The organism is Streptomyces sp. NPDC059900 (assembly GCF_050270335.1).
Taxonomy (GTDB): Bacteria; Actinomycetota; Actinomycetes; order Streptomycetales; family Streptomycetaceae; genus Streptomyces.
This window is the reverse complement of the sequence record NZ_JBNNJZ010000576.1, coordinates 1-4,937: the sequence shown is the minus strand read 5'-3', so window position 1 is coordinate 4,937 and position 4,937 is coordinate 1. Positions and strand designations below refer to the sequence as shown.

General features: G+C 71.9%; 6 protein-coding genes. 3 read left to right on the top strand and 3 right to left on the bottom strand.

Going from position 1 to position 4,937, the window contains the following annotated elements; genetic code table 11:
- The 3 genes from ACQKIP_RS39480 to ACQKIP_RS39470 form a co-directional block, all read right to left on the bottom strand.
- A partial coding sequence (locus ACQKIP_RS39480; protein WP_427745261.1) for a DUF4865 family protein occupies window positions 1-555 on the bottom strand: 555 nt, incomplete at its 3' end.
- Window positions 556-578: 23 nt separating this feature from the next.
- Window positions 579-1,013, bottom strand: a complete 435-nt coding sequence (locus ACQKIP_RS39475) for a (R)-mandelonitrile lyase (RefSeq protein ID WP_365859799.1) — start codon at window positions 1,011-1,013, stop codon at window positions 579-581.
- 15 nt (window positions 1,014-1,028) lie between these two features.
- Window positions 1,029-1,601 (bottom strand): TetR/AcrR family transcriptional regulator, encoded by a 573-nt coding sequence (locus ACQKIP_RS39470; RefSeq protein WP_365859798.1) that lies wholly within the window; start codon window positions 1,599-1,601, stop codon window positions 1,029-1,031.
- A 240-nt stretch (window positions 1,602-1,841) separates the two neighbouring features.
- On the opposite strand from ACQKIP_RS39470, the gene ACQKIP_RS39465 reads away from it, so the two are divergent.
- The 3 genes from ACQKIP_RS39465 to ACQKIP_RS39455 all read left to right on the top strand — a co-directional run.
- Entirely contained in the window at window positions 1,842-2,141 is a 300-nt protein-coding gene (locus tag ACQKIP_RS39465; RefSeq protein ID WP_365859797.1) for an SHOCT domain-containing protein, read from the top strand.
- Window positions 2,138-2,986 (top strand): ABC transporter ATP-binding protein, encoded by an 849-nt coding sequence (locus tag ACQKIP_RS39460; RefSeq protein WP_365859796.1) that lies wholly within the window; start codon window positions 2,138-2,140, stop codon window positions 2,984-2,986. The genes ACQKIP_RS39465 and ACQKIP_RS39460 overlap by 4 nt, the downstream gene beginning before the upstream one ends.
- Window positions 2,983-4,937 (top strand): ABC transporter permease (locus ACQKIP_RS39455; RefSeq protein WP_427745260.1); only part of this gene is annotated, 1,955 nt, incomplete at its 3' end. The genes ACQKIP_RS39460 and ACQKIP_RS39455, both read left to right, overlap by 4 nt.

Here is a 4,937-nt window from a genome sequence, read left to right as displayed (position 1 = left end):
GCCTCGCTCCGGAGCGGACAGGTGCAGCACCTGGAACACATCTCCCGCAGCCTTGGGGGGAGTGTGGTCCCAGACGGAGAACTGCAGTACCTCCCAGGTGCGGGGGTCGACGGCCGTCGCCGCGTAGATCGCCCCCTCCTGTCGGGCCAGCCTGCCTGCCTCCTGCGCGAGCTCTTCCGCCATGCCGCCCAAGTGAGTCCGGGCCGGGATACGGCTGCGGCGTCGTACCGCGGACTTCGCGGCAGAGCCCGCTGACCCTTCCGCGAAGGCCAGGCCGGTCCAGTGCTGCACCTCCGGGCGGCCGAAGTCGTCGACGATGCCCTGGAATCCGGGGCCCCAGAGGAAGGAGTTCATGCCCTCGGGGGTGTTCCAGAGGTAGAACGGCGCGTACTGGTTCACGGGGGAGTCGTCCACACCGCGCTCCCGGATCAGATACGCCTTGGCGCCCAGGCCCGGGAAGTCGTCGAGGAGGTGGCCCTTGGCGGCCACCCGCTCGCGGATGATGCCCATGTCGTAGTCGGCCGGAAGCGTGATCTCGTACTGCATCGCGTGCATGGTGGTTCGCTCGCTCCTCGCGTTCAGGTCAACGGGTTCCTGTCAGCCACCGGCGGCTCGTCCGCCGCCGGGTACTCGTCCGCGCCCACGTGCGCGTCCCAGTGCGTGGTCGTGCCGTCGTCCGCCGCCTCGACGACCGCCAGATGCGTCATGAAGGTGCGGGGCGCGGCGCCGTGCCAGTGCCATTCGTCCGGCTCGATCCAGACGGTGTCGCCCGCCCGGATCGTCTGCGCCTCACCGCCCCTGCGCTGCACCAGACCCTCGCCCGCCAGTACGTGCAGGACCTGGCCGTGCGGGTGACGGTGCCATGCGGTGTGCGCTCCGGGGGCGAAGTGGACGTTGAACATCCGCAGCCGGGAGGGGGACGGCGGCGCGGCGACTTCCTCCAGCCACACCGTGCCCGTGAAGTTCTCGGCGGGACCCGTCTGGCTCTCGGGGCGGTTACGGGTGATGTGCACGGTTCCTCAAGTCCTTTACGGAGAAGGGGTGGTGGCGGCGAAGAGCAGGGCGAGCAGCCCTTGCACGCCGGTGTCGAAAGCCGCGGGAGAACCCGACGCGCGGGCCAGCACATAGCCGCCCTGGACCGTCGCGACGACCGTCGCCGCGATCGCCCCGGCGTCGAGCGCGGGCGCGAACTCGCCGCGCTCCTGGCCCTCTTCGACGATCCCGGCGATGCGCTCCCGCAGCCAGTCGAGCGTCTCGGTGACGGGCGCGCGCAACTCGTCGCTCGCGACGACGTCCGGGTCCATCGTCAGCCGCCCGACCGGGCAGCCCCGCAGCACGTCGCGCTCGCGCAGCAGATACGCCTCGATGCGTTCGTACGCCGATCCCGTGCCGCCCAGAACGGCCTCGGCGGTGGCGCGCATCTCCTCGGCGGTGCGCCGGATCGCGGCGAGCGCGAGGTCCGGCTTTCCGGCGAAGTGGTGGTACATGCTGCCCTGGCCCGCGCCCGCGTGCTGCTGGATCGCCTTGGGGCTCGTGCCGACATAGCCGCGCTCCCACAGCAGTTCGCGGGTGGACTCGATCAGACGCTCCGGGGTGCTCATGAGCACACTGTACATACTAGTAGGTACAGAATTCCAGGCGTACCGGAATTCCAGGCGTACCGGAATTCCAGACCTACTGGTAGGTACAGACGTCCGGGAGCAGCCCCGCAACCCCCGCGTACTCCCGCAGTGGTACACGCACTGCCGCTGGCCGTACGACGACTCGGACCCCCTCGGAGCGCGAGCCTCGAACCATCGCACAAGCCGCACCGTCGGCAGACCTCCGAGGAGATGGACACCATGAACACCCTGGCTCACTTCGACGGCGGGCCCGGCCCGTGGATCCTGTTCTTCCCGCTCATCTGGGCGGCCGTCGTGATCGTCGGCATCACCCTCCTGCGCCGCACCGTCTGGCGCGGCCGCCGCGCTCCGTGGCAGCGGGACGGCACCGAGCACCACGTACGCATCGACGAGAAGTCGCCCATCGCCGTGCTCGGCCGCCGTTTCGCCGCCGGCGAGATCGACGAGGACGAGTACTGGCGGCGTCTGTCCGTCCTGAACGAGGAGTTCGGCCGCACCCCCAAGGGCGGTGCGGCATGACCACCGCGACCGGACACCCCGGCCCCGGCACCGGCACCACCACCCTGGACGCCGCCCGCGTCACCGGGGCCGTCAAGGTCTACGGCAGCGGCGACACCGCCGTACGGGCCCTGGACGGGGTGAGCGTCGGCTTTCCCGCCGGACGCTTCACCGCGATCATGGGCCCGTCGGGCTCGGGCAAGTCCACCCTGATGCACTGCGCCGCGGGCCTGGACACGCTCACCTCGGGTACCGCCCACATCGGCGGCACCGAGCTGGGCGCGCTCGACGACCGCCGCCTCACGCTGCTGCGCCGCGACCGGATCGGCTTCGTCTTCCAGGCCTTCAACCTGGTGCCGACGCTGACCGTGGCCGAGAACATCACGCTCCCGATGGACCTCGCGGGAAAGGGCGGTGACCGTGCGTCGGCGGAGTGGACCGACGCCCTCATCGACGTGGTGGGGCTGCGCGACCGACTCCACCACCGGCCCGCCGAACTCTCCGGCGGACAGCAGCAACGCGTGGCCGTGGCACGGGCGTTCGCGGGGCGCCCCGACGTCGTCTTCGCCGACGAACCGACCGGCAACCTCGACTCGCGCTCCGGCGAGGAGGTCTTGCGTCTGCTCGGCCGCGCGGTGCGCCAGATGGACCGCACCGTCGTCATGGTCACCCACGATCCGGTGGCCGCCGCGCACGCCGACGAGGTCGTCTTCCTGGCCGACGGCCGCCTCGTGGACAGGATGACGGACCCGACCGCCGACAAGGTCCTCGACCGGCTCAAGGCCTTCGACACGAAGACCACGGCCGCTTCCGGCCCCACCGGATCGGGTGTCACCACCCCCGACGGCGAGGGGGCGCCGTCATGAGTTCCCTCGGCACGTCCGCGCGCATCAGCCTCGCCTCGCTGCGCGGCCACAAGCGGCGCTTCGCCGGTACCTTCCTCGCGGTCATGCTCGGTGTCGCCTTCCTGGCGGGCACGCTCGTCATGGGCGACACCCTGCGCGGCAGCTTCGACACGATGTTCGGCAACGCCACGCGCGGCACCGACGCCGTCGTCCGCAGCGCCAGCACCATCACCACGCCCGACGACAGCCAGGGCACCCGGCGGCCCGTCAAGACCGCGCTCGTCGAGAAGATCGAGCAGACCGACGGGGTGGCCGCCGCCGCACCCGCCGTCCAGGGCGCCGGCCAGCTCCTGGGCAAGGACAGGAAGCCCATCGGCGGCGAAGGCCCGCCCACCCTCGCCGGCAACTGGATCGACGACGGCGAGCTGAACGCCTACCGGCTGGCCGAAGGCCGCGCCCCCGCCGCCTCCGGCGAAGTCGTCGTCAACCGGGGCGCCGCCGAAGCCGGCGACCTGAAGATCGGCGACACGACGACGCTGCGCACCCCCGACCCCGTCAAGGTGACGATCGTGGGCCTCGCGACCTTCGGCGGCGAGGACGGCATGGCGCAGACCACCTTCACCGGCATGACACTGGCCGACGCGCAGAAGTACCTCACGCCCAAGCCCGGCGAGGCCGCGTCCATCCAGGTGCGGGCCGGCCCCGGCACGAGCGAACAGGAACTCGTCGACACACTGAACCCCCTGCTCCCCGAGGGAGTTGAGGCGATCACCGGCGAGGCCTCGGCCGCGGAGAACACCGAGAACGTCTCCGGGCAGTTCCTGACGCTCTTCACCAGTTTCCTGCTCGTCTTCTCCGGGATCGCCCTGCTCGTCGCGACCTTCAGCATCCACAACACCTTCGCGATCGTCGTCGCCCAGCGCACCCGCGAGAACGCCCTCCTGCGCGCGCTCGGCGCCTCCCGCAGGCAGGTCACCGCGTCCACCCTCATCGAGGCGAGCGTGGTCGCCGTGGTGGCGTCCGCCGCCGGTCTCGCGGGCGGCATCGGGATCGCGGCCGGGCTCCAGGCACTCTTCCCGGCCATCGGATTCCCCTTCCCCGAGGGCGACTTGGTGATCAGCGCCCTGTCGATGCTGCTGCCGCTCGCCGTCGGCATCGCGGTCTGCCTCGGCTCGGCCGTGCTGCCCGCCGTCCGCGCCGGGCGCACCGCGCCGCTCGCCGCGCTGCGCGAGACGGCGGTCGACCACTCCGGGGCATCACGCGCACGCGCCGTGGCGGGCACGGTCCTCGCGCTGACCGCGGTCGGCCTCTCGCTGACCGGCGTCCTCGTCAGCCCGTCCGTATGGCTGGCCGGGTCCGGGGCGGTCCTCGCCCTCGCCGCGTTCGTCGTGCTCGGGCCCGTCGCGTCCGCACGGGCGGTACGCATTCTCGGCGGGCCCCTCGACCGGCTGCGCGGCGTCACGGGCGGGCTCGCCCGGCGCAACGCCCTGCGCAGCCCCAAGCGGACCGCCGCCACCGCGAGCGCCCTGATGATCGGCGTCGCCGTCGTCTCGCTCTTCACGGTCTTCGGCGCTTCGCTGAAGGCGACCATGGACCAGACGGTGAACCGCTCCTTCGCCGGTGACCTGGCCATCAGCACCCCCGGCTTCGGCGCGGGCGGCAGCGGACTCAGCCCCAAGCTGGCTCCCGCGCTCGCCGGGCAGCCGGAGGTCGGCACCGCGGTCGGTCTGGGCAGGGGTGCGGCGGAGGTCGACGGACAGGGACGCGCCCTGACCGTCACCGACCCGGCCCCCTTCGCCGACTCCTTCGACCTGGGCAGGGTCGAAGGATCGCTGAACGGCCTCGGCACCGACGGCATCGCCCTCACCCGCGAGGAGGCCGGCAAGCAGAATCTCGAGGTCGGCTCCAGGACCGAACTCGCCTTCGCCGACGGCAAGAAGGCCACCTTCACCGTCCGCGCGCTGTACGGCAG